The organism is Streptomyces sp. STAM6 (assembly GCF_054963715.1).
Genome location: NZ_JBUEFZ010000015.1, coordinates 122,179 through 145,398, shown reverse-complemented (window position 1 = coordinate 145,398; position 23,220 = coordinate 122,179). Strand labels below are relative to the sequence as shown.

The window sequence follows — 23,220 nt, the reverse complement described above, 5'->3', positions numbered from 1 at the left end:
AGGTACGTCACCGAGGAGATGTAGCAACCGTGAGTACGACCTGGTCGGTGGACGAGCACCTGGAGGACATCCTCGGTGCCATCCGCCCCCTCGACCCCATCGAACTGCAGCTTCCCGACGCCCAGGGCTGTGTCCTGGTCGAGGACGTCACGGTGCCCGTCGCCCTGCCGCCCTTCGACAACAGCTCCATGGACGGGTACGCGGTGCGGGTCGCGGACGTCACCGGCGCCACCGAGGAGTTCCCGGCGGTCCTGACCGTCATCGGTGACGTCGCGGCGGGCAGCGGGGGACTGCCCACCGTCGGCCCCGGCCAGGCCGCCCGGATCATGACCGGCGCCCCGCTCCCGCCCGGCGCGGAGGCCGTCGTCCCGGTCGAGTGGACCGACGGCGGTACCGGCGGCGGAGCCGCCACGGGCATGCGCGCCGCGAGCGCCGCCCCCGAGGGCGCCACCGGCGAGGTCCGCGTCCACCGCCCCGTCGAGGCCCGCGCTCACGTCCGGGCGCGCGGCAGCGACGTCCAGGCCGGTGACCTCGCCCTCGCGGCGGGCACCGTCCTCGGACCGCCCCAGATCGGGCTCCTCGCCGCCGTGGGCCGCGGCACCGTGCGCGTGCGTCCCCGCCCGCGCGTGGTCGTGCTCTCCACCGGCAGCGAACTGGTCCAGCCGGGCGAGGAACTGGCCGCGGGCCAGATCTACGACTCCAACAGCTTCGCGCTGACCGCCGCCGCGCGGGACGCCGGCGCCATCGCGTACCGGGTCGGCGCGGTCACGGACGACGCCGGAACACTCCGGGCCACCATCGAGGACCAGCTGATCCGGGCGGACCTCCTGGTCACCACCGGCGGCGTCAGCGTCGGCGCGTACGACGTGGTCAAGGAGGCCCTGTCCTCCGTGGGCGACGAGGACGAGCCGGGCAGCGGCATCGACTTCCGCAAGCTCGCCATGCAGCCCGGCAAGCCCCAGGGGTTCGGCTCCATCGGCCCCGAGCACACTCCGCTGCTGGCCCTCCCGGGCAATCCCGTCTCGTCGTACGTCTCCTTCGAGCTGTTCGTGCGCCCGGCGATCCGCGCCCTGATGGGACTGGAGGACGTCGAGCGGCCACGCGCGCGTGCCGTCCTGTCCGCGGACAAGCCGCTCTCCTCGCCGTCGGGCAAGCGCCAGTTCCTGCGCGGCACCTATGACGCCGGCACGGGCACCGTCACCCCGGTGGGCGGGGCCGGCTCCCATCTCGTCGCCGCCCTCGCCCACGCCAACGCGCTGCTCGTCGTCCCCGAGGACACCGCCACGGTGGAGCCGGGCGCCGAACTGGAAGTGGTCCTCATCGGCTGACGGGGGCCTCTTGGCGGTACGGTGTCTGCCGCTGTGCCTTCCCGGGGGACCACCCCCGGCCCCCGACGGCGCGACAATGGGCCGTGCGGGGCAATCGGCGCCGGAACACGCGAGGCGGAGTTCAGCAGTGAGTACGCAAGGCAGCCTGACGCACATCGACGAGGCGGGGGCCGCCCGCATGGTCGACGTCTCGGAGAAGGACATCACCGCCCGTACGGCCCGTGCCACCGGCCGGGTCCTGGTGTCGCCGCGCGTGGTGGAACTGCTGCGCGGCGAGGGAGTCCCCAAGGGCGACGCCCTCGCCACCGCCCGGATCGCGGGCATCATGGGCGCCAAGCGCACCCCCGACCTGATCCCCCTCTGCCACCCGCTGGCCGTCTCGGGCGTCAAGGTGGACCTGACGGTCGCGGACGACGCCGTCGAGATCGCGGCGACCGTCAGGACGACCGACCGCACGGGCGTCGAGATGGAGGCGCTGACCGCCGTCTCGGTGGCCGCCCTGACGGTCGTCGACATGATCAAGGCGGTCGACAAGGCGGCCGTCATCACCGACGTCCGGGTGGAGGAGAAGACCGGCGGCAAGTCGGGCGACTACCACCGAGCCGGAGCCGGAGCCGGAGCCGGAGCCGAAGGCGGGGCCGGCACCACGGGAGCGGAGCAGTGACCCCGCGCGGCGGCGCCGTCACCGGCGCCCACGGCACGCACGCCCCCGACACCGGCACCGCCGAGGAGAAGGGGCTCGCGGCCGGCCGCCACTACCGCGCCCTCGTGGTCACCGCCTCCAACCGGGCCTACGCCGGGGTGTACGAGGACACCGGCGGCCCGATCATCGCCGACGGCCTCACGGCGCTCGGCTTCACCGTCGACGGTCCGAAGGTGGTCCCCGACGGCGACCCCGTCGAGGCCGCGCTGCGCGAGGGCGTCGCCGCCGCGTACGACGTCATCCTCACCACCGGCGGCACGGGCATCTCGCCCACCGACCGCACCCCCGACGTCACCCGGGCCGTCATCGACCACGAGGTCCCCGGCATCCCCGAGGCGATCCGAGCGTACGGCCGGGACAAGGTGCCCACGGCGGCGCTCTCGCGCGGCCTCGCCGGGGTCGCCGGGCGCACCCTGATCGTCAACCTGCCCGGCTCGGCCGGCGGCGTGCGCGACGGGCTCGCCGTACTGGGCAAGATCCTCGTCCACGCGGTCGACCAGCTCCGCGGCGGCGACCACCCCAGATCGTCATGAACCCGGCCTGGCCCGTGCTGCTGGCGGACGGCGACGTCGTCCTGCGCCCGATAAAGCTGCGCGACCAGCGGGCCTGGCGCGAGGTGAACCGGCGCAACCGCGACTGGCTGCGCCCCTGGGAGGCGACCATCCCGCCGCCCGCCCCCGGCGGGCCGGTCGCCCAGCGCCCCACCTACCGCCAGATGGTGCGCCACCTGCGGGCCGAGGCCAATGCCGGGCGGATGCTGCCGTTCGTCATCGAGTACCAGGACCGGCTGGTCGGCCAGCTGACCGTCGCCGGGATCACCTGGGGATCGATGTGCTCCGGGCACGTCGGCTACTGGGTGGACCGCGAGGTGGCGGGCCGCGGCGTCATGCCGACCGCCGTCGCCCTCGCCGTGGACCACTGCTTCCGCTCGGTCGGACTGCACCGGATCGAAGTCTGCATTCGGCCCGAGAACGGTCCGAGCCGCCGGGTCGTCGAGAAATTGGGATTCCGCGAAGAGGGCCTGCGCCCGCGCTACCTCCACATCGACGGCGCGTGGCGCGACCACCTGGTCTTCGCGCTCACCGCCGAAGAGGTCCCGGAGGGCCTGCTGCGCCGGTGGCACCGGGCCCGTCCGGGCACACCGCGATAGTCCGACCCACCTCATCGGGGAAATAAAATAAATGTTCGAATTCAGTCGATGGTTGACCACCAACCGATCTGAAGAATCACAAAAAAAGTCAGTGATATCAGCCAGATCGTGCGACACACCGGCCCAATTGGCGGATGGCCGGATGCGAACCCCTCTACGGTGTGAGGCGTGAGCAGCAGCGGCCTCATCTACGCAGTCATCGTCGGGGCCTGGGCCGCCTACTTGGTGCCGATGTGGCTCCGCAGGCAGGACGAGCTGAACGAAGCCCGTCCGACGGAACGCTTCAGCACGGCCATCCGGCTCCTGTCCGGACGGGCGGGCATGGAGCGCCGTTACGCCAAGGAGCTGCGGGAGCGCACCGCCGGCCAGGCCGAGACCGACGTCGACCCGGACGCCGAGACCGAGCACCTCAGCTCGGTCGACGTCCGGGCCTTCGCCGCGCCTCCGGCCCTGACGGAGGCGCGTCTGGAGGTCCCGGAAGCCCGCCGGCCCGCGGCCCGGCGCCCCGCGAGACGCCCCGGCCCCTCCGCGGCCGCCGAACGGGCGCGCCGTTCCCGCGTCCTGGCCCGGCGCCGGCGCACCACCCTGATCCTCTTCTCCGCCTTCACGGTCGGAGCCGTGGTCGCCGCGGTCGGCGGGCTCGCGTTCCTGTGGGCGCCCGGGGTCCCGGCCGTGCTGCTCAGCGCGTACATCGTGCACCTGCGCGGCCAGGAGCGCCGCCGCTTCGTGTACGTGATGGACCGCCGCCGCGCCGAGGCCGCCGCGCAGCGCCTGCGTGACAGCCGCTCGGCCCGTCGGCCCGTGCCGGAACAGGAGAGCGGCGGCGCGGAGGCGCACGGCGTGCAGCCCGAGCCGGAGCCCGCGCCTTCGCTCTCCCCCCAGGAGGCGGGGCGGCGCGCGCTGGTCGAGCAGACCGACCACGCGGAGTGGGTGGACCAGCAGCGCGACCGCGGTCCGGCGCGGGGCGACAGCTGGGATCCGGTCCCGGTGCCGCTGCCCACCTATGTCACGGCCCCGGTCGCTCCACGGGCCACCGGCGGCGTCGATGTGACGGACCCGGAGACCTGGAGCTCGGCCCGCTCCTCCGCGGCGGAGCCCACCCCGCCGCCGGCCACCCGCCAGAACCCGAACCCGTCCCCGCGCCAGCAGGACACGCCGCCGCCGCGCCGTACCCGTGACCACGGCCGGACGCCGCTCTTCGACCAGTACGCGGACGAGGACCGCCCGCGCGCGGCCAACGAGTGAGGGGAGGGCGCTCGGCGCCCTCCGGGCCCCCGGCACCGGGGGCCCGCCCGGCCGGCCTCCCGCGAGGCCGACGGGCCCCTGACCGGGAACGGATTTCCAAGCACCCCGATCGGGATGCTAATGTTTCACACGTCGCAAGGGCCTGTGGCGCAGACTGGTAGCGCACCTCGTTCGCATCGAGGGGGTCAGGGGTTCAAATCCCCTCAGGTCCACGCACATGAGATCCCGCCCGATCGATTCGATCGGGCGGGATTTTTCGTGCCGCGGTCTCCACCTGCCGTGCGGTCTCACCCGGCGGAGCCGGTTCTCGCGCGCAGGGCGCCGAGGTACACCCCGGCGAGGATCAGGGGAGTGCCCAGCAGCAGCGCCGCGGTGAGCGGCTCGTCGTCCAGCCAGGCCGAGAGCATGATCGTGATCGCCGGGATCACCACGAAGACGTAGGCCGCCCGCGACGGCCCCCAGTGCTGGATCACCGTCAGATAGAGCACGAACGTGAGGATCGACCCACCGACCACCAGATAGGCCAGCGCCCACCAGGTCGTGGCCCGGTCGGGGAGGGTCCAGCGGTCACCCGCCGCCGCGGAGCCGGCGAGCAGGGCGAGCGCCGCGACCGTCATGCCGACCGCGTTCATCGCGACCGGGTGTGCCCGGGGAAGCCGGTGCACCAGGACCGCCGCCTCGGCGAAGCACAGGACGGCGCCCAGCATCGCCAGGAGCGGCAGGACGGGAACCGCGCCCCGCAGCGGGGCCTGGGAGACGACCGCCACGCCCACGGCCGCGCACAGCGTGCCCGCCAGTGCCGCCGGGCGGAACCGCTCCTGGTGCTGCGTCACCGACAGCAGCAGCGCCACCAGGGGCACGAGGGACAGCAGCGTCTGCCCCAGCCCGGCGTGGATGTGCACGAGCGCGTAGTACGCCAGGGCGAACGGGACGCCGAAGTTGAGCATGCCGAACAGGGCCGCGCCGGCCAGGGCGCGGCCGCGCGGCAGGGGGAGCCGGCGGACGGCCGAGACCGCGAGGAGGACGATCGCGGCGGCGCCGAAGCGCAGGGCGGCGCCCCACAGCGCGTCGAGTTCGCGGTTGCTGAAGCGGACCCCCAGGGCGTTGCCGCTCGCGAAGGCGCAGCAGGCGGCGAACGAGACGAGGGCCACGCGGTCGCCGGGACGCTGCATGCCGACACCCTAGGGTCGCGGCCACCCGGCCGGGCCGCGGCTCGCCGTTTCCCGCATGTGGTGACACGTGCATTCCATTGTCTTCGTAAGCCGGAATGCGCCCCGCTGTATCCCGGAACTCTTGTTCCATGGAGGGCAGTTGTGCAAGGGTGTGCTTCCCCGCATCCGAACACGCTGATTCTGTGCAACCGTTCGAATTTCGCACGGGTGGTGACTCTGAATAGAGGCCCTGCCCAAAGGTACGCACCAATCGGCCGCACTCCTATTACTCGAGTAAGAAAATCCGAGTCCGATGACCGGAGCAGAACGTCCATGCAGAATTCCCGTCAGCCCGGCTCCGTGCCACCGCCGCCTCCCTACGGCCCCGCACCCGGTGGCTCCGACGCCCACCTGGCCGCGTCGCTGGGGGTCGAGGGCGAGGAGACCCATGCCGCCGTCGCGCTGATGACGCGGCACTGGCAGCCGGTCCACGACTACATGTCGCTGTTCACCCCCTCCGAGAAGACCGCGGCCGTGCTCACCTCCGCCGCGTTCGGCCGCGCGCTGGAGGAGCTGCGGCAGGCCGGACCGGTCGCCGCGCCGGAGATCGCCCTGCGGCCCTACTTTCTGGTGACGGCCCGTCAAATGGCGGCGGAGTGGGCGCAGGACGCCCGTATCCCCGCCCTCCTCGACGGGCTGCGCAATCCCGCGGTCCCCGCGGAGAATCGGCTGCTCGTCTCCCGCGCATTCCAGGCAATGCCCGCCCCGGCCCAGGTGCTGCTGTGGCACACCGAGGTCGAGGCGGAGGGGATATCCATACCCGCCGCATTGCTGGCGGTCGATCCGCGCCGGGCGAGTGCCGAACTCGAACAGGCACGCGCACTGTTCCGGTCCGGTTGCGTACGCGTACACAAGGAACTCGCGCCCGACCAGGAATGCCGGCACTACAGCAGACTCCTCGACATATCCCTCCAGCGGGGTACCGAGCTCATTCCCGACATCCGCCGGCACCTCGCTCAGTGCCCCTACTGCCGGTACGCCGCCGAGCAGTTGCGGCAATCGCCCGCCACACTGCCCCTGCTGCTCGCCGAAGGCGTGCTCGGCGGGGAGGACGCCCGCCGCTATCTCGCGGGCCGGCCCGGCCGCAACAACGCGCGGGCGCAGGCGCGCGGCGGGGAAGCGCGCAGGGCGGGCCGCCACTCCCGGGGCGGTCCGGGCGGGTCCGGGGGCCCGCGACTGCCGGGGGGCGGGGCGTCCGGCGGTGCCCGCCGTGCCGCCGCGGCCGGACGGAGGGCCGTCACCCGCCGGCGGGCCGACGCGAGTGGCCCGGCCGCCGACGGGAGCCTCCTCCTGGGCCTCGGGATCGCCATGGCCGGGGTCCTCGTCGTGGCCGCCGTGTCGAGCCTGTGGCCGGACGGCGACGACACCGGCGGGCACGCGGCCCCGAGCGGGGCGGCGTCCAACGCCCCCGGCGGGACGATGACCACGGCCGGGCCGGGCTACGGCATGCCGGAACCCGGCATGCCCAGCGTGCCCGCCGCCGGCAGCATGCCGGCCGGTCCCACCGCCACCCCCGCGCCCACCTCGGCCGCCCACCCCTCCGGCGCCCTGCAGACCCGGCTGCGCAACGCCGAGGCCGGACTCTGCCTCGACATCCGCGACGGCAGATTCGCCCCGGGCACGGAACTGACGCTCTCCGACTGCTCGTCCTCCGCGACCCAGCTCTGGGTGTACGAAGGGGACGGCCTGCTGCGCAGCGCCGCGGCGCCCGACCTGTGCCCCGGCTCGCAGGAGCCGGCCGGAGTGGTCGTCCTTCGGCAGTGCGCGGCGACGGGCGCCGCCGCGGCGGCCGTACGGTACGACCTGAACGTCCAGGGGCAGCTGGTCCCCCGGGCGGACGACGCCCTGGCGCTCACCCCGGCCACGCCGGAGCCCGCGACGACCGTGGTCGTCAGGGTCCGGGACGGGTCGGCGGCCCAGCGGTGGCTGACGGACGCACCGGTCACCGCCCCTCGTGTGCGGCGCGCCGAAGAGGTCGCCGGCACGGCGCCCGGCGCCGGGAGCGGGACACCGCGGCCGGCCGGCACCGAGGCCCGTGGCTCGGCCGAGGAGCCCGGGCAGTCCTCCGGCGGCACGAACGGTACCGGGCCCCGGGTACGGCACGTCGGCGACGCCGGGCAGGAACCCCGGGCGGAACAGCAGCAGGACCCGCGGTCGGCCCCGCGGCCCGACGCGAAGGCGGCCCCCGCGGACGGCCGCGTGCTGCGCGAGCCGGTCGCCGCGGCACGGTCTGGCAACGATGTCGGGGGCGGCCCCCACGGTCCGGACCGGCAGGTGCCGGGCCCGCACCGGCCCGGCCCGCGGGGGAGCGGTCAGACGGGGGCCGAGTAGACGCGCGCGCCGCCGACGAAGGTCTGCAGGACCCTGGTCCTCGCTATCTCCTCCGGCGGCGCCGCGAAGAAGTCCCGGTCGAGCACGGCGAGGTCGGCGAGGTTCCCGGCGCGGATCACGCCGGTGTCGTCGAGGTGGTTCACGAACGCGCTCCCCGCCGTGTAGGCGGTGAGCGCGGCGTCCAGACCGATGCGCTGCCCGGGCAGGAAGACCGGGGCGTCCGTGCCCGGCAGGCGCCGGTTGACGGCGACATGCAGCGCCTCGACGGGGTCCGGGCTGCTCACCGGCCAGTCGCTGCCCGCGGCCAGCCGCGCCCCGGAGCGCAGCAGGTCGCCGAACGGGTATTGCCAGGAGGCCCGTTCGGCGCCCAGGAACGGGATGGTCAGCTCGTCCATCTGCGGCTCGTGCGCCGCCCACAGCGCCTGGATGTTGGCCGTCGCGCCGAGCCGGGCGAACCGTGGCACGTCGTCGGGGTGCACGACCTGGAGATGCGCGAGGTGCGGCCGGGTGCCGGTGACGCCGTTGGCGGCGCGGGCGGCCGCCACGGCGTCGAGTGCCTCGCGGACCGCGCGGTCGCCGAGGGCGTGGAAGTGCACCTGGAACCCGTGCGCGTCCAGAGCCGTGACGTACTCGGCGAGCGCCGCGGGTTCGACGAAGGAGATGCCGCTGTTGCCGGAGACGCAGCCGCACGCGGTGAGGTAAGGGCCGAGCAGCGCCGCCGTGTGGTTCTCTGCGATGCCGTCCTGCATGATCTTCACGGTGGAGGCGCGGAGCCGGCCGTACGTCAGCTCCTCGCGGCGGGCCAGCAGTTCGGGCAACTGCTCGGCACCGCGACCGCGGTCCCACCACAGGGCGCCGGCCACCCGGGCGGTGAGCAGACCCGCGCGGGCGGCGGCCGCGTACGCGGGCGAGGGGTCGGCCATGCCGGCGTGGGCGCCGAGCAGGGCGTCCTGCCATGCGGTGACCCCGAACGAGTGCAGCAGCTCCTGGGCCCGCAGCAGGCCCGCGGTCAGCTCCTCGACGGTCGGCGCGGGCACCAGTCCGGCGATCAGGCTCATCGCGCCCTCCTGCAGCATGCCCGTCGGCCGTCCGCCGGCGTCGCGCTCGATCCGGCCGTCGGCCGGATCGGGGGTGGTGGCGGTGATGCCCGCCAGCTCCAGCGCCCGGGAGTTGGCCCAGCCGCCGTGGTGGTCACGGTTGACGAGATAGGCGGGCCGGTCCGGGACCAGCTCGTCGAGGAACTCACGCGTGGGAGTGCCACCGGGGAACGCTTCCATCGACCAGCCCCCGCCGGTGATCCACTCCGCGTCGGGACGGGACGCCGCGTAGTCGCGGATCCGGCCCCGATAGGCGTCGGCCGTCGCCGCTCCGCCCAGATCGCACTGGCCCAGCTCCACACCGGCGCCCACCGGGTGGACGTGCGCGTCCTGGAAACCGGGAACGAGCAGGCGGCCCCGCAGGTCGACGACCTCGGTGCGCGGGCCGATCAGCTCGCGCACCTCGTCGCCGCCGACGGCCACGATGCGCTCGCCGCGCACGGCGACGGCGCTCGCCCGGGGCCGGGCCGGGTCCACGGTGCGGACCGGGCCGCCGGTGAGGACCAGGTCGGCGGGGGGCTGCTGGGGCATGGGGTGCGGCTCCTGGGGGCTGGACGGCGGTGCTGACTGGTGCGGACGCCGGAGCGCCCGGGAACAGCTTGATCGTTTCGGCGCCCGTGGCGCTACCCGTCGGACGGGCCGGCCGGGACGAGCGCCGGCGGCGACCAGTCCGCGTGTCGCAGTATCGTCCGGACCGCCACCCGCGACGGGGTGAGCCGCATCGCGGCGTTGCGGGCGGCGACCGCGACGGGGTGTGCGAGCTGCTGGCCCATGCGGCCCGCGCGGCGGGCCGCGAGCGCCACCGCCTGGCTGCGCGGCCGGCGCTCGGCGTCGTACCGGGCGAGCGCCGTGCCGACGCCGGTCTCCGAGACCAGCGCGGCGGCGAGCACCACCGCGTCCTCCAGCGCCTGGCAGGCACCCTGGCCCAGGTGCGGGGTCATGGCATGAGCGGCGTCGCCGAGCAGCGCGACGCGGCCCACGGTGTACGTGGGCAGGGGCGTGACCAGCTCGTACACATCGTGGTGCAGCACCGCGTCCGGCGCGGTGGCCGCCAGCAGGGCCGGGATCGGGTCGTGCCAGCCCGCGAACCGGCGGCGCACGGCGGCCAGCGGGTCCGGGGAGCGCACCCCCGCCGGGGCGTTGAGCACCGCGTGCCACTCCGCCCGGCCGTCGGCGAACCTGATGTGACCGAACTCCGCCCCGCGGCCCCAGGTCAGCTGGAAGTCGGCGTCCCCCACGTCGACCGGGCGCCCGGTGACGGCCCGCAGGACGGTGGACCCGCTGTGGACAGGTCCGGGCACGCCGGGCAGGAGCCGGCCGCGCAGCCGGCTGTTGATGCCGTCCGCCGCGACGACCAGATCCGCGTCGTACGTGCCGTGCGTCGTCCGCACGCGCGCGTGCGCCTCCGCCGGATCGTCGTCCACCGCGGTCACCTCGGCGCCGGTGAGCAGGGTGCCGGGCGGCAGCGGCGCGCGCAGCAGCCGGTGCAGGTCGGCCCGCGGGATGCCGACGATGGGCGCGCCCAGGGCACGTTCGACGGCACGGCCGTCCATGCGGGCCAGCAGCCGGCCGGACGGGGTGCGGGTGCCGCCGGTGAGCTGGCGCCGGGAAGCCGCGCGGACGGCGTCGCCGGTGCCGAGCGCGTCGAGCGCCCGCATGCCGTTGGCGGCCAGCGAGATGCCCGCGCCCGCGTCGTCCAGGACTGCGGCGCGTTCGACGACCGTGACCTGCCAGCCGGTCCGGAGCAGACCGAGCGCCGCCGCCAGTCCGCCGATTCCGCCTCCGGCCACCACCGCTTTTCCGGGTCGCACGACGAAGCCCCCTTCTACAGATGGAGAAAGAGGCTACTACGGGTGTAGAAAGAGACGATGACCAGGGACCGCCGTACCGTCCTCGCCGACGCCGCCATCTCCGTACTCGCCGACGGCGGGATGCGCGCGCTCACGCACCGCGCCGTCGACGCGGCCGCCGGGCTCCCGGCCGGTACGACCTCCGCGTACCTGCGCACCCGCAAGGCCCTGCTCACCGCCCTCGTGACCCGGCTCGTCGACCTCGACCAGGCCGAGCTGCGGGCGGCCGGCGAGGCCGCCCCGCCGCTCCGGCACGCGGCCGAACTGACCGAGGGGCTCACGCGGTTCAGCGAGGCCCGGCTGGCCGGCGAGGGGAGACGGCGGACCCTCGCCCGCTACACCTGCGCGGTCGAGAGCGTGCACCACCCGGAGCTGCGCGAGATCCTGCTGCCGAGGGAGAACCCGGCACGCGACGCGGTGCGGGACTTCCTCGCCGCCGAGGGCGTCGCCGACGCCGACGCGCGGACCGTCACCCTGCTCGCCTGCGTGGACGGCCTGGTCTTCGACCGGCTGACGGGGACCGGCGGCACGGCCGGACTGCGCGCCGACATCCGTGCGCTGGTCGACACGGCCCTGCGTCCGGCACCCGGCGGGGCCTGACCCCGCCGGGCCCCCGGACGACGGGCCGGGAGGCCGGGCCCGGGCCGGGAGGCCGGACGGGCCCGGCGGGCCGCACGCAAAGGCCTACGACACCTGCGCCTTGTCGTACACGGCCTTGGCGTCGTTGCCGAAGTACGGGCCGAACATCCGGTTCGGCAGGAAGGTGTAGCCGAAGCTGTTCACCGAGACCTGCAGGCCGGTGCCGGCCGACTCGCTGAAGCCGGTGAACCACGGGCCGCCGCTGGAGCCGCCCGTCATGTTGCAGCCCAGGCTGTGGTCCTGGGAGAACAGGAAGTCCTTGGAGGAGTTCCCGCTGCAGTAGACCAGCTTGGAGCCGTCGTACGGGGACGCGGCCGGGAAGCCGAAGGCGTACATCTGCTTGTTGTAGCCGCCGTTGAACTGGATGCCCTGCGCGCCGGTGACGGAGGTGAGCTTCTGGCCGCCCAGCGGTGCGACCACGGCCGCGCCGACGTCGTAGTTGATGTCCTCGCTCGCCTCCCACTGCGTGGTGGTCAGCGTCCTGGTCGCGGTCCACTGGCCGTACGGGGCCTGCCCGTTGTTGTACGCCGGGACGAAGACCCAGTTGGTGTGCCAGCTGCCCTGGTACTTCACGCAGTGCCCGGCGGTGATGACCGTGCTGGCGTTCTGGCTGGTCACGGCGTTGCCGGAGCAGGACGCGGTGCGCCCCTGGAAGGTGAAGAACACCCGCCCGGACGTCTTCACGACCGCGCCGCCGCCGCTCCAGGCGCCGCCCGCCTGGGGGAAGGCGGTGGGTGCGACCGTGGTCGTCCTGCCTTCCGGGCGCGGGGCCTTGAGGGTCTTCAGCGCCTTCGGGGTGAGCGTCAGGTCGAGCGGGGTGGCGCCGCGCATGCGCTCGGCGGTCCAGAAGGTGCGGGCGCCGGCCTGTTCGGCGGCCGGCACGGCGCGGGCGGCCGGTGCGCCGGGGGCGGGGGTCGCCTGTGCCGCGGTGGCGGCGGACAGGGCGCTCGTCAGCAGGGCTCCGACGGTCAGCAGGATGCCCGTGGCGGTGCGATGGCGTCTCACGCAGGTCTCCTTCTTCCGTGCCCGGACGCGGTGGCGCGGCCCGGGCAGGGTGGGGGAACGAAGAACGGTGCGGATCGGCGTTGCGTGAGGCAGAGTGCCACGGCAAGGGGGTATTTGTCAGGACCGCGTCAGAAGTTTCGCGAAGCAGCGGCTCTCTTCGTACGCGCGGTAGTAGCCGAACTTGGTGCAGGGCTCGTATCCGCTCGATGTGTAGAGCGCGATCGCCTCGGGCTGCTTGGTGCCCGTCTCCAGCACCATCCGGGTCCGTCCGGCGGCGCGTGCGTCCTCCTCCAGGGCGGCGAGGATGCGCCGGGCGAGACCGAGGCCACGGGCCTCGGGGACCACGTACATGCGCTTGAGCTCCGCGTCCCCGTCGGAGTACCCCTCCGCGTTCGCCTCCTGTGAACGCCAGCCGCCGGTCGCCACCGGAGCGCCCGCGGCGTCGTACGCCAGCAGGTACAGGCCCCGCGGCGGGCGGAACATCGTGGGGTCCAGCGGTGTGAGGTCGCCCCCCTCGCCGTACCGCTCGTCGTATTCGAGCTGCACCTGGTCATTGAGTTTGACCGCGTCGGGGTGATCGAACGGGAGTGGACGTATAAGCATGCGGAGCATGGTACAGGTATGCGGGCGAATTCTGTCGGTAAGGTGCCGGGATGCTCACTGTGACGTCCGTGAATGTAAACGGCCTGCGCGCCGCCGCCAAGAAGGGCTTCGTGGAGTGGCTCGCCGGTTCGGCCGCCGACGCCGTCTGCCTCCAGGAGGTCCGGGCCGAGGAGTCCCAGCTCCCCGACGAGGTGCGGGCGCCCGAGGGCTGGCACGCCGTGCACGCCCCGGCCGCCGCCAAGGGCCGCGCGGGCGTCTCCCTGTACACCCGGCGCGAGCCGGACGCGGTCCGCGTCGGCTTCGGGTCGAGCGAGTTCGACGGCAGCGGCCGCTATGTGGAGGCCGACCTCCCGGGCGTCACGGTCGCCAGCCTCTACCTGCCGTCCGGTGAGGTGGGCACCGAGCGACAGGACGAGAAGGTCCGCTTCATGGGCGAGTTCCTGCCGTACCTGAAGGAGCTCAGGGAGCGCGCCGCGGCCGACGGGCGCGAGGTCCTGGTCTGCGGCGACTGGAACATCGCCCACCGCGAGGCCGACCTGAAGAACTGGAAGGCGAACCGGAAGAACTCCGGCTTCCTCCCCGAGGAACGGGAGTGGCTCGGCCGGGTCTTCGACGAGGCGCTGTACGTCGACGTCGTACGGGCCCTCCACCCGGACCAGGAGGGGCCCTACTCGTGGTGGTCCTACCGCGGCCGGGCCTTCGACAACGACAGCGGCTGGCGGATCGACTACCACGTCGCGACGCCGGGGCTCGCCTCCCGCGCGGTCAAGGCCTGGGTCGAGCGTGCCGCGACGCACGGCGAGCGGTGGAGCGACCACGCGCCCGTGACGGCGGTCTACGGCCTGTAGCGAGCGACAGCGGAAAGTCTCGCCCGGCTGTGTTGCGCGCCACCGGGCGGGGCCGCTTGGGGGCGCTGCGTGTCGTCGTGTGGGACCGACCCACTCTCGGCCCCGCCCCCGGGCCGCGACAATGCCGTGGGGGCGGCGTAGAGCCGTGGGCCCGCCCGCCGGGTGTGTCGCGGCGGGGCGCGCGGCACCGGCCGGTGCAGGGTGGCGCCGTGCGCGTCGCTCACGTACGGACGCTTGTCGTCCTTCTGCTCGGGGTGCTCACCGCCGCCCCGGCCTCGCCGGGGGCCGCCCCGTTCGGCACCCCCGACGTCCTGCTCGCCGACCAGGCCTCCCGGCGCGTCCTGCTGCTCGACGGGTCGCGGCGGTCGTGGGACCCGGCCGCGGACCCGTCGGTGGTGAGGTGGTCCTTCTCGCCGCTCGGCGACCCCCGGTACGCGGACCTGGAGCCCGCCGTCAGCTGGGTCCACCCCGACGAGGCCAAGCCGCGCGTCCGCCGCGGCCGTGTGTACGTGCTGCTCACCGCCTCGTACGGGTTCGCCGCCGTCGTGGCGTTCCCGTCCGGCGAGCGCTACTGGGGCGCCGCCCTCGCGCCCGGCACGATCCGGGCCAACCCGCACAGCATCGAGCTGCTGCCCGACGGCAACGTCGCCGTCGCCGGCAGCACCGGCGACCTGGTCCGGGTCTACGCCGCCTCGCAGGGGCGCCGGGACGTGCCGTTCGCGGAGTACCGGCTCGACGACGCGCACGGGCTCCAGTGGGACTCCCGGCGGCGGGTGCTGTGGGCGCTGGGTGGCGACCGGCTGGTGGCGCTGAAGGTGGGCGGCACGCCCGCGCGGCCAAAGCTCGCGAGGGCCTACGAGGTCGCGCTGCCCACCCCGCACGGCCACGACCTCGGGCAGGTGGCCCGGGACCCAGACCGGTTGTGGGTGAGCAGTGGTTCGGCGGTGTACCAGTACGTGAAGAGCGCGGGGGTGTTCCGGCAGGACTTCCCGGGCGCGGCCGCGGTCAGCCGGGCCCGCGTCAAGGCGGTGGGGGACGACCCGGTGACCGGGCAGGTGCTGTCGACGGTGCCGGAGCGCGGCCTGGGGGAGAGCTGGTGGACCACGACGGTGACCGTGCACCGGCCCGCCGGGACCTACCGGCTCGCGGACGGGGGTGTTTACAAGGCCCGTTGGTGGCTGCCGCGGTGACGGGTCGCGTCACGCGGGCCGGCGGCGGCCCTGGAGGCGGCGGTCGAGGGCCATCGAGAGCTCGGCCTCGACGACGCTCTTGGCCAGCGGGCGCAGCCGGGCGACGTCCTCGTCGCCCTCCACGTGGTCGTGCAGCAGCTCGGTGAAGAGTTCGGCCAGCGCGTCGGCGTGTTCCCTGACCCGGTGGCCCGCGTCCAGCACCGAGGACAGCGGCACGCCCTCTTTGACCAGCGCGGCCGAGACGTCCAGCAGCCGGCGGCTGACGTGCACGATCTCCTGGCCGTCGGTGGCCAGATAGCCCAGTTTCAGGGCCGCGGCGAAGTTCTCCGGGGTGACCTGGTCGCCGAAGTGGTCGGCCAGTTCCTCCGGGGTGAGCCGGACCGGCTCCTCCTCGGTCGGTTCGCCGAGGCCGAGTACCTCGCCGACGTCCCGTCCGCTCTCGAACGCGGCGGCCAGGTCGGCGATGCCGTTGAGGGTGTGCCCGCGGTCCAGGAGCGCGGCGATCGTGCGCAGCCGGGCCAGATGGTGGGGGCCGTACCAGGCGATGCGGCCCTCGCGGCGCGGCGGCGGTATGAGTCCGCGTTCGCGGTAGAAGCGCAGGGTACGCGTTGTGATGCCGGCCGCCTCGGCCAGCTCCTCCATGCGGTACTCGCGCTCGTTCGCCACGCGCCAACCCTATGTCGTACCGACGGTAACTTCGTTGCCCGTACCCCTACCGCTCGGTAAGGACGTGCTCTACGCTCCCCACAACCGTGCCAGTGATTGCTGGCAGAGTTCAGTGGTGATGCGGAGGCGGCGGCATGAGCCAGCACGAGCACGTACGAGTGGCGGTGATCGGATCCGGATTCGGCGGCCTCGGGGCCGCCGTCCGGCTCCGCCGCGAGGGAATCACGGACTTCGTCGTCCTGGAACGGGCGGACTCGGTCGGCGGCACCTGGCGCGACAACAGCTACCCCGGCTGCGCCTGCGACGTGCCCTCCCACCTGTACTCCTTCTCCTTCGCGCCCAACCCCGACTGGCCGCGCACCTTCTCCGGACAGGAGCACATCCGCGCGTACCTGGAGCACGTCACCGACACCTTCCGGCTCCGGCCGCATCTGCGCCTGAACCACGAAGTGCTCATGATGCGCTGGGACAACGACGAGCTGCGCTGGGAGATCGAGACCTCCCGCGGAACCTTCACCGCCGACGTCGTCGTCTCCGCGACCGGCCCGCTCTCCGACCCCAAGATCCCGGACATCCCCGGGCTCGCCGCCTTCGAGGAGGCCGGTGGCAAGGTCTTCCACTCCGCCCGCTGGGATCACGACTACGACCTGGCCGGCAAGCGCGTCGCGATGATCGGCACCGGCGCCTCGGCCATCCAGATCGTCCCGGCCATCCAGCCCGAGGTCGGCCGGCTGACGCTCTTCCAGCGCACACCGCCGTGGGTCATGCCACGGATGGACCGCTCCATCACGGCCATCGAGCGGTGGCTGCACCGGCAGCTGCCCTTCACCGGCAAGGCGCGCCGGGGGCTGCTGTGGGGCATCCGCGAGCTCCAGGTCGGCGCGTTCACCAAGCGGCCCCGCGAACTCGGCCTGGTCGAGTCCCTCGCCAAGGCCAACATGGCCAAGGCCATCAAGGACCCCGCCCTGCGGGCCACGCTGACCCCCTCGTACCGCATCGGCTGCAAGCGCATCCTGCTCTCCAGCGAGTACTACCCGGCGCTCGCCCGGCCCAACGTCGACGTCGTCGCCTCCGGTCTCTCCGAGGTGCGCGGCAACACGGTCGTCGCGGCCGACGGCACCGAGGCCGAAGTCGACGCCATCATCTTCGGCACCGGATTCCACGTCACCGACATGCCGATCGCCGAACGGGTCGTGGGCGCCGACGGCATCACCCTCGCCGAGGCGTGGAAGGACGGCATGGAGTCCCTGCGCGGCGCCACCGCGGCCGGCTTCCCCAACTGGATGACGATCATCGGCCCCAACACCGGACTCGGGAACTCCTCCATGATCCTCATGATCGAGTCCCAGCTGAACTACATGGCCGACTACATGCGGCAGTTGAACGTCCTCGGCGGGCGGGCCGCGCTCGCCGTCCGGCCGTCGGCGGTCGCCGCCTGGAACCGGCGCGTGCAGACCCGCATGGAGCGGACCGTGTGGAAGGCGGGCGGCTGCGACAGCTGGTACCTGGACGCCAACGGCCGCAACACCACCCTGTGGCCCGGCACCACCGGCGAATTCCGGCGCGCCACACGCGCCGTGGACCTCGCCGAGTACGAAGTCGTCCGCGTCCGCTCCTCGGCTCACGAGCAGGAGGTGGCGGCATGAGGACGCTCACCCCCGTCTCCGCCGACGGCTCGGCGCTCCACGTCGAGGTGCACGGAGCCGACGGCGCGCCCGCCGTCGTGCTCGCCCACGGCTGGACCTGCTCCACCGCGTTCTGGGCGGCGCAGGTACGCGACCTCTCCGCCGACCACCGGGTGATCGTCTACGACCAGCGCGGCCACGGCCGCACGCCGGCGGTGGGCCGGACCGGGTACTCCACCGGAGCGCTCGCCGACGACCTCGAAACGGTGCTCGCCGCCTCGCTCGAACCGGGCGAGAAGGCCGTGCTCGCCGGCCACTCCATGGGCGGGATGACGCTCATGGCCGCGGCCGGCCGCCCCCGCTTCCGGGAGCACACGGCCGCGGCGCTGCTCTGCAGCACGGGCGCGTCCCGGCTGGTCGCCGAGTCCCTCGTACTGCCGCTGCGGGCCGGTGCCCTGCGCACCCGGCTGACCCGGCTCGTCCTCGGCGCCCGCGCGCCGCTCGGGCCGGTCACACCGGTCTCCAAGGCGATCCTCAAGTACGCCACCATGGGCCCCGGTTCGGCTCCCGGCAGGGTCGCCGAGGCCGCCCGGATCGTCCACGCCTGCCCCCGCGCCGTCCGGGTGGCCTGGTCGCACGTCCTGGCCGAGCTGGATCTGGAGACGGGCGTGCGGGAGTTGCGGGTGCCCACCGCGGTGCTGGCCGGTGATTCCGACCGGCTCACCCCACCCGTGCACGCCCACGCCCTGGCCGCCGCACTGCCCGAGTGCGTCGGGCTCGACGTGCTCGCCGGGATGGGCCACATGACACCGATCGAGGCGCCCGAGGCGGTCAACGCCCGGATCCGCGAGCTGGTGACCACGTATCTCGGCGAGAAGCAGGAGGAAGCGGCATGAGCAGGGGCAGCCTGGAGGGACAGGTGGCCGTCGTCACCGGCGGCGCGCGCGGCGTGGGCGAACTGCTGGCCCGCAAACTCTCCGCGCGCGGGGCGAGGATCGCGCTGATCGGGCTGGAACCGGAGGAGCTGAAGCGGGTCTCGGGCCGGCTGCACACCGAGAGCGACTGGTGGCACGTCGACGTCACCGACCACGAGGCGATGTCCCGCGTCGCACAGGAGGTCAAGGAGCGCTTCGGCAAGGTCGACATCGTCGTGGCCAACGCGGGCGTCGCCGCGGGAGGTCCGTTCATGGGCTCCGACCCGGTGGCGTGGCGGCGGGTCATCGAGGTCAACCTGATCGGCGGCGCCGTGACGGCCCGGGCGTTCCTGCCCGTACTCGTCGAAAGCCGCGGCTACTTCCTGCAGATCGCCTCGCTCGCCGCCATCACCCCGGCGCCGATGATGACCGCGTACTGCGCCTCCAAGTCGGGCGTCGAGGCCTTCGCGCACAGCCTGCGCGCCGAAGTCGGTTACCGGGGCGTCCGCGTGGGAGTCGGCTACCTGTCGTGGACCGACACGGACATGGTGCGCGGCGCCGACCAGGACGACGTGATGCGGGAGCTGCGCCGGCGGCTGCCGTGGCCCTCGAACCGCACCTACCCGCTCGGCCCGGCCGTCGACCGGATCGTCGCCGGCATCGAGCGGCGCTCCGCGCACGTGTACGCGCAGTGGTGGCTGCGCGGCATGCAAGCGGTGCGCGGCCACCTGCCCGCGATCATCGCCACCGCCGGAAAACGGGAGATGAGGCGCTTCGAGCCACGGCTCGGGAACGTGAGCACCGGGCTGGTCGGAGCGGGCGGCGCGGCCGACGAACAGGCGCGCACGGAGCGTGCCTGAACGGTCACGGCTTGATCGAAATGCGCTGTATGTCCGGGCGTGTCAGGCTGGTCGCTGTCCGGGGGTCACGGCTCCGAGGGCCGGTGGCCCCCACACCCCCACACCCGTGTAGGAGACACCTCGATGGGTATCGCAGACCAGTTCAAGGACAAGGCTCAGGAACTCAAGGACCAGGGCAAGCAGCGCGCCCGGACGGCCAAGGACGAGGTTGCGCAGCGCGCCCAGCAGGGCCGCCAGCAGCGCGACCGCGGCCAGCAGCAGCGCCCTGACCGCATGATGGAGGACGACGACCGGGCCGTCCAGGACCGGATCCGCCGGGACGCGCAGTCCTGAGCCGAGCCTGAGGAGGAGCGCACCCGGGACGCCGGGTGCGCTCTTTCTTTGTGGGGCTCGGTTCTCCTCCGGGGCGCCTGTCGCGTGCGTCGACGGTCGGCCGTGCTCGGTCCCTCGTTCCTCAGGACCTCCGCCCGCGCGGCGGTAGCCGCGGATCGATTGCAGCCTCCCTTTCGCGGCGCCCTCCAGCGGCCTCCGGCCGCGGGCCGCGCGCCCCTTCGGCTCACTCGCCGACGATCTCGTGGGCGCCCTTCTGCGGGGGCTCTCTCTCCTCCTGGCTCCGCGGGGGCCCACCGTCGGCGGTCGATCTCCCCCTACGCCCTGCGGGCGCGAGGGGTACCGCCGATCAGGTTCCCGGGCGTGGGGGGAGCGGGGGGCGGGTGCGGGACGGGGACTGGGAGTAGTCCGGGGGCCGGGAGGCCGGGTTGGCGGCGAGCAGCTTGAGCGCCACCTCCACGGCGTCAGCGAGCTGGGCGTGCCGGCCTTCCGCCCAGTCCAGGGGGGTGCGCAGGACCTCGATGTCCGGGTCCACGCCGTGGTTCTCGACGGACCAGCCGTACGCGTCGAACCATGCCGCGTTCATCGGCACCGTGATCACCGTGCCGTCGCCCAGCCGGTGGCGGCCCGTCATGCCGACGACACCGCCCCAGGTGCGCTGGCCCACGACCGGGCCGAGACCCAGCACGCGGAACGCGGCCGTGATCATGTCGCCGTCGGACGAGGTGGCCTCGTCGGCGAGGGCGACGACCGGGCCGCGCGGCGCGTTCGAGGCGTACGAGACGGCCTGCGCGTTGCGGGTGAGGTCCCAGCCCAGGATCTTGCGGGTGAGCTTCTCGACGACCAGTTCGCTGATGTGCCCGCCCGCGTTGCCGCGCACGTCCACGATCAGCGCCGGGCGCGACACCTCCAGGCGCAGGTCCCGGTTGAACTGCGCCCAACCCGAGCCGCCCATGTCCGGGATGTGCAGGTACCCGCACTTGCCGCCGCTCAGTTCGCGGACCACGTCGCGGCGCTTGGACACCCAGTCCTGGTAGCGCAGCGGCCGCTCGTCGATCAGCGGCATCACCGCGACCCGGCGCGAGCGGCCCTCGCCCTCGGCGGGCCTGAACGTCAGCTCGACCGTGGTGCCGCCGGCCGCGGCGAGGAGCGGGTACGGCCCGGTCACCGGGTCCACCGGCCGGCCGTCCACATGGGTGAGGACCGCGCCCTCGCGAATGCCCGTGCCCGCCAGCGGCGACCGGGCCTTCGAGTCCGAGGAGTCACCGGGCAGGATGCGCTTGACCGTCCACTGCCCGTCCCGGGGCACCAGGTTGGCGCCGAGCAGTCCCATCGCCCGCTGGTAGTGCGGCGGTCCCTCGTTGCGGCGCGCCGGCGTCACATACGCGTGCGAGGTGCCCAGCTCGCCCAGCACCTCCCGGAGCAGATCCGCGAACTCGTCCGGCGAGGCGACCCGTTCGACCAGCGGACGGTACTGGTCGAGGACCGCCTTCCAGTCGATGCCGCTCATCTCCGGGTCCCAGAAGTAGGCCCGGATGATCCGGCCCGCCTCGTCGTACGCCTGCCGCCACTCCGCCCCCGGATCCACCTCGTGCTGGATGCGCCGCAGGTCGACGTAGACCGTGCTGTCGCTGTCGCCGGGCTCCGTCGCCGGCGCGGCGCGCAGATCGCCCTCGTCGACCACCACCAGCCGTGTTCCGTCCCCGCTGACCGCGAACCAGTCCAGGTGGTCCACGAGTTCGGTCTTCCTGGCCTTCGCGAGGTTGAAGTGCTCCAGGGTGGGCCGCCCGGAGGTGTCCGCGGGGTTCACGAACGTCTCGCCCAGCGCACCCGAGATCGGCCACCGCAGCCACACCAGGCCGCCGCCGCTGACCGGGTGGAGCGAGGAGTACTTCGACGCGGCCACCGGGAACGGCGTCACCCGGTTCTCCAGGCCCTCGAACTCCACGACCACCGCGCCGTCGCCGGACTCCTCGTCCAGCGGGTCGAGCCCGCCCGCGGCGGGCCGCCCCTCGGGCGACAGCGCGAACGGGGAGGGGGTGGTGGACGACAGGGGCACGAGATAGGGCCGGCAGCCCAGCGGGAAGGACAGGTCGCCGGTGTGCACGTCGTACACCGGGTCGAAACCGCGCCACGACAGGAAGGCGAGATAGCGGCCGTCGCGGGTGAAGACGGGACTCTCGTCCTCGAAGCGGCCGTTGGTGACGTCGACGATCGTCCGGTCCTGGATCCGCGCCACCTTGATCTGCCGCAGCGAGCGCCCGATCCCGGGGTGCGACCAGGTCAGCCACGCCCCGTCCGGCGAGAAGGCCATGTCCCGCACCGGCCCGTTGACGGACCGGGTCAGCTCCGTGACCTCGCCGGCGGTCTCCGACTCCTCCGACACGTCGAGCAGCAGCAGCCGGCCGTCGTGCGACGCGATCGCGCACCGCTCGCCGTCCGGGTCGGCCACCATCTCCAGGACGTGGCCCAGTTCGCCCGCCGCGAGCCGCCGGGGCTGCCGGTCGCCGCTCGCCCGCGGCAGATGGGCGACCTCGACGGCCTCCTCGCCCTCGGCGTCGGTGACGTACGCGACCCGGCCGCCACTGCCCAGCATCTCCGGCAGCCGCACCCGCACGCCGGGGGTGTCGGCGATGGTCCGGGCGGGTCCGTCGCGGTGCGTGAGCCAGTACAGGCTGCCGCGCACGGACACGGCGCTGGCCCGCCCGGTCTCGTCCACCGACACCGCGCCCACGTTGCTGGCGGCCGGCGCGTGGTACTTGCGGCGCCCGGTGCGCGGCCCGCCGAGCCGCACCGCGAGTTTCCGCGGCGCCGAGTCCGGGGTGAGCGCGTCCACGATCCACAGGTCGCCCGCGCACTGGTAGACCACGCGCCGCCCGTCGGACGAGGCGTGCCTCGCGTAGAACGCGTCGTGGTCGGTGTGCCGGCGCAGATCCGTGCCGTCGGGCAGACACGAGTACAGATTGCCGACGCCCTCGTGGTCGGAGAGGAACGCGATCCTGCCGTCCACGAACATCGCGCAGTCCAGGTGGCCCCCGATGTCCGGCAGCAGCCGCTCGCCGTGCAGCCACAGCCGGCCGGTCGCCCCGCCCCGGTACCGCTTCCAGGCGGCCGGCTCGTGCGGGGGCTTGCCGGTCAGCAGCAGGGTGAGGTGCTTCCCCTCGACGTCCGCCACGGCGATGTCGCTGACCGGCCCCCACGGCAGCCGCCCGCCCGGCGAGCCGTCCGTGGGCACCTTGTACGCCCAGGAGAAGTGCGAGAACGGCTGCCCGTGCGAGGCGACGGCCAGGATCTCGCCGTCCGGCGTCCACCCGCAGACGCGGGTGTCGAGCGACCCCCAGTACGACAGCCGGCGCGACGGCCCGCCGTCGACCGGCGCCAGATGGATCTCGGGGTCGAGGCTGCGCCAGCTCGTGTACGCGATGTGCCGGCCGTCCGGCGAGAAGCGGGGGTGGCCGATCTTCGTCCGGTCGACCGTGACCCGCCACGCCCGGCCCGGTGGATCGCCCTCGGCGACGAGAGGGGCGACCCACAGGTCGTCCTCGGCCGCGAAGCACAGCAGATCCTTGTGGAGGTGGGGATACCGGAGGTACGCGCCGTCGCTGCTCACACAGCCATGCTTTCC

The 23,220-nt window shown here is 73.8% G+C and carries 20 protein-coding genes and 1 tRNA gene; 14 read left to right on the top strand and 7 right to left on the bottom strand.

The annotated features are described in order from the left end of the window. Window positions 1-29: 29 nt before the first annotated feature. The 6 genes from glp (at window position 30) to ACY34K_RS19745 (ending at window position 4,638) form a co-directional block, all read left to right on the top strand. Window positions 30-1,328, top strand: coding sequence for a molybdotransferase-like divisome protein Glp (glp, locus tag ACY34K_RS19770; RefSeq protein WP_462748807.1), 1,299 nt, complete (start codon window positions 30-32; stop codon window positions 1,326-1,328). A gap of 127 nt (window positions 1,329-1,455) precedes the next feature. Further along, window positions 1,456-1,992, top strand: a complete 537-nt coding sequence (moaC, locus tag ACY34K_RS19765; protein WP_462748805.1) for a cyclic pyranopterin monophosphate synthase MoaC — start codon at window positions 1,456-1,458, stop codon at window positions 1,990-1,992. 104 nt (window positions 1,993-2,096) lie between these two features. Then, window positions 2,097-2,564 carry a MogA/MoaB family molybdenum cofactor biosynthesis protein gene (locus tag ACY34K_RS19760; RefSeq protein WP_462748824.1) on the top strand — a complete coding sequence of 156 codons (468 nt, stop codon included), beginning with the start codon at window positions 2,097-2,099 and terminating at the stop codon, window positions 2,562-2,564. Continuing rightward, window positions 2,561-3,181, top strand: coding sequence for a GNAT family N-acetyltransferase (locus tag ACY34K_RS19755; RefSeq protein ID WP_462748802.1), 621 nt, complete (start codon window positions 2,561-2,563; stop codon window positions 3,179-3,181). The genes ACY34K_RS19760 and ACY34K_RS19755 overlap by 4 nt, the downstream gene beginning before the upstream one ends. 168 nt (window positions 3,182-3,349) lie before the next feature. Then, the gene (gene sepX / locus ACY34K_RS19750; protein ID WP_462748799.1) at window positions 3,350-4,426 is read left to right on the top strand and encodes a divisome protein SepX/GlpR; all 1,077 of its coding nucleotides are present in this window, start codon (window positions 3,350-3,352) and stop codon (window positions 4,424-4,426) included. A 138-nt stretch (window positions 4,427-4,564) separates the two neighbouring features. After that, a tRNA-Ala gene (locus ACY34K_RS19745) sits at window positions 4,565-4,638 on the top strand. A gap of 75 nt (window positions 4,639-4,713) precedes the next feature. Here the strand turns inward: ACY34K_RS19745 and ACY34K_RS19740 are convergent. Beyond that, window positions 4,714-5,598, bottom strand: a complete 885-nt coding sequence (locus ACY34K_RS19740) for a DMT family transporter (protein WP_462748796.1) — start codon at window positions 5,596-5,598, stop codon at window positions 4,714-4,716. Between the two features lie 312 nt (window positions 5,599-5,910). Between ACY34K_RS19740 and ACY34K_RS19735 the strand changes: the two genes are divergently transcribed. Beyond that, entirely contained in the window at window positions 5,911-7,968 is a 2,058-nt protein-coding gene (locus tag ACY34K_RS19735; RefSeq protein WP_462748794.1) for an RICIN domain-containing protein, read from the top strand. Here the strand turns inward: ACY34K_RS19735 and ACY34K_RS19730 are convergent. Together ACY34K_RS19730 and ACY34K_RS19725 are read right to left on the bottom strand one after the other, a co-directional pair. Further along, complete coding sequence (locus tag ACY34K_RS19730; protein WP_462748793.1) at window positions 7,950-9,596, bottom strand: amidohydrolase; 1,647 nt, start codon at window positions 9,594-9,596, stop codon at window positions 7,950-7,952. The two genes, ACY34K_RS19735 and ACY34K_RS19730, sit on opposite strands and share 19 nt — an antisense overlap. A gap of 92 nt (window positions 9,597-9,688) precedes the next feature. Continuing rightward, window positions 9,689-10,876: an FAD-dependent monooxygenase gene (locus ACY34K_RS19725; protein ID WP_462748792.1), complete on the bottom strand. Its 1,188-nt coding sequence runs from the start codon at window positions 10,874-10,876 to the stop codon at window positions 9,689-9,691. Window positions 10,877-10,933: 57 nt separating this feature from the next. Here ACY34K_RS19725 and ACY34K_RS19720 point away from each other — a divergent pair, with 57 nt between their 5' ends. After that, a complete protein-coding gene (locus ACY34K_RS19720) occupies window positions 10,934-11,515 on the top strand; it encodes a TetR/AcrR family transcriptional regulator (RefSeq protein ID WP_462748791.1) in 582 nt (193 codons plus the stop codon). A gap of 84 nt (window positions 11,516-11,599) precedes the next feature. Here the strand turns inward: ACY34K_RS19720 and ACY34K_RS19715 are convergent, their stop codons facing one another. After that, window positions 11,600-12,559, bottom strand: a complete 960-nt coding sequence (locus ACY34K_RS19715) for a trypsin-like serine peptidase (RefSeq protein ID WP_462748789.1) — start codon at window positions 12,557-12,559, stop codon at window positions 11,600-11,602. Window positions 12,560-12,676: 117 nt separating this feature from the next. Next, window positions 12,677-13,162, bottom strand: coding sequence for a GNAT family N-acetyltransferase (locus ACY34K_RS19710; RefSeq protein ID WP_462748787.1), 486 nt, complete (start codon window positions 13,160-13,162; stop codon window positions 12,677-12,679). A gap of 50 nt (window positions 13,163-13,212) precedes the next feature. Between ACY34K_RS19710 and ACY34K_RS19705 the strand changes: the two genes are divergently transcribed. Both ACY34K_RS19705 and ACY34K_RS19700 read left to right on the top strand, forming a co-directional pair. Further along, the gene (locus tag ACY34K_RS19705; RefSeq protein WP_462748785.1) at window positions 13,213-14,010 is read left to right on the top strand and encodes an exodeoxyribonuclease III; all 798 of its coding nucleotides are present in this window, start codon (window positions 13,213-13,215) and stop codon (window positions 14,008-14,010) included. Between the two features lie 209 nt (window positions 14,011-14,219). Continuing rightward, window positions 14,220-15,200, top strand: coding sequence for a DUF6528 family protein (locus ACY34K_RS19700; protein WP_462748783.1), 981 nt, complete (start codon window positions 14,220-14,222; stop codon window positions 15,198-15,200). Between the two features lie 9 nt (window positions 15,201-15,209). Here ACY34K_RS19700 and ACY34K_RS19695 read toward each other — a convergent pair whose 3' ends face one another. Next, window positions 15,210-15,842, bottom strand: coding sequence for a MerR family transcriptional regulator (locus ACY34K_RS19695; RefSeq protein ID WP_462748822.1), 633 nt, complete (start codon window positions 15,840-15,842; stop codon window positions 15,210-15,212). Between the two features lie 158 nt (window positions 15,843-16,000). On the opposite strand from ACY34K_RS19695, the gene ACY34K_RS19690 reads away from it, so the two are divergent. From ACY34K_RS19690 to ACY34K_RS19675, 4 genes are all read left to right on the top strand, one after another. After that, window positions 16,001-17,512 carry a flavin-containing monooxygenase gene (locus ACY34K_RS19690; RefSeq protein WP_462748781.1) on the top strand — a complete coding sequence of 504 codons (1,512 nt, stop codon included), beginning with the start codon at window positions 16,001-16,003 and terminating at the stop codon, window positions 17,510-17,512. Next, on the top strand, window positions 17,509-18,387 hold the full coding sequence (locus ACY34K_RS19685; protein ID WP_462748779.1) for an alpha/beta fold hydrolase: 879 nt from the start codon (window positions 17,509-17,511) through the stop codon (window positions 18,385-18,387). Before ACY34K_RS19690 ends, ACY34K_RS19685 begins: the two co-directional genes overlap by 4 nt. After that, window positions 18,384-19,265, top strand: coding sequence for an SDR family oxidoreductase (locus ACY34K_RS19680; protein WP_462748778.1), 882 nt, complete (start codon window positions 18,384-18,386; stop codon window positions 19,263-19,265). The genes ACY34K_RS19685 and ACY34K_RS19680 overlap by 4 nt, the downstream gene beginning before the upstream one ends. A gap of 123 nt (window positions 19,266-19,388) precedes the next feature. Beyond that, on the top strand, window positions 19,389-19,598 hold the full coding sequence (locus ACY34K_RS19675) for a hypothetical protein (protein WP_462748776.1): 210 nt from the start codon (window positions 19,389-19,391) through the stop codon (window positions 19,596-19,598). 346 nt (window positions 19,599-19,944) lie between these two features. On the opposite strand, the gene ACY34K_RS19670 is transcribed toward ACY34K_RS19675, so the two are convergent. Beyond that, window positions 19,945-23,205: a S41 family peptidase gene (locus ACY34K_RS19670; protein WP_462748774.1), complete on the bottom strand. Its 3,261-nt coding sequence runs from the start codon at window positions 23,203-23,205 to the stop codon at window positions 19,945-19,947. Window positions 23,206-23,220: the final 15 nt, after the last annotated feature.

Coding starts and splice junctions, on each gene's coding strand:
- ACY34K_RS19755 (WP_462748802.1), top strand. CDS start 2,561: ATGAACCCGGCCTGGCCCGTGCTGCTGGCGGACGGCGACGTCGTCCTG.
- ACY34K_RS19740 (WP_462748796.1), bottom strand. CDS start 5,598: ATGCAGCGTCCCGGCGACCGCGTGGCCCTCGTCTCGTTCGCCGCCTGC.
- ACY34K_RS19735 (WP_462748794.1), top strand. CDS start 5,911: ATGCAGAATTCCCGTCAGCCCGGCTCCGTGCCACCGCCGCCTCCCTAC.
- ACY34K_RS19730 (WP_462748793.1), bottom strand. CDS start 9,596: ATGCCCCAGCAGCCCCCCGCCGACCTGGTCCTCACCGGCGGCCCGGTC.
- ACY34K_RS19720 (WP_462748791.1), top strand. CDS start 10,934: ATGACCAGGGACCGCCGTACCGTCCTCGCCGACGCCGCCATCTCCGTA.
- ACY34K_RS19710 (WP_462748787.1), bottom strand. CDS start 13,162: ATGCTTATACGTCCACTCCCGTTCGATCACCCCGACGCGGTCAAACTC.
- ACY34K_RS19705 (WP_462748785.1), top strand. CDS start 13,213: ATGCTCACTGTGACGTCCGTGAATGTAAACGGCCTGCGCGCCGCCGCC.
- ACY34K_RS19695 (WP_462748822.1), bottom strand. CDS start 15,842: ATGGAGGAGCTGGCCGAGGCGGCCGGCATCACAACGCGTACCCTGCGC.
- ACY34K_RS19690 (WP_462748781.1), top strand. CDS start 16,001: ATGAGCCAGCACGAGCACGTACGAGTGGCGGTGATCGGATCCGGATTC.
- ACY34K_RS19685 (WP_462748779.1), top strand. CDS start 17,509: ATGAGGACGCTCACCCCCGTCTCCGCCGACGGCTCGGCGCTCCACGTC.
- ACY34K_RS19680 (WP_462748778.1), top strand. CDS start 18,384: ATGAGCAGGGGCAGCCTGGAGGGACAGGTGGCCGTCGTCACCGGCGGC.
- ACY34K_RS19675 (WP_462748776.1), top strand. CDS start 19,389: ATGGGTATCGCAGACCAGTTCAAGGACAAGGCTCAGGAACTCAAGGAC.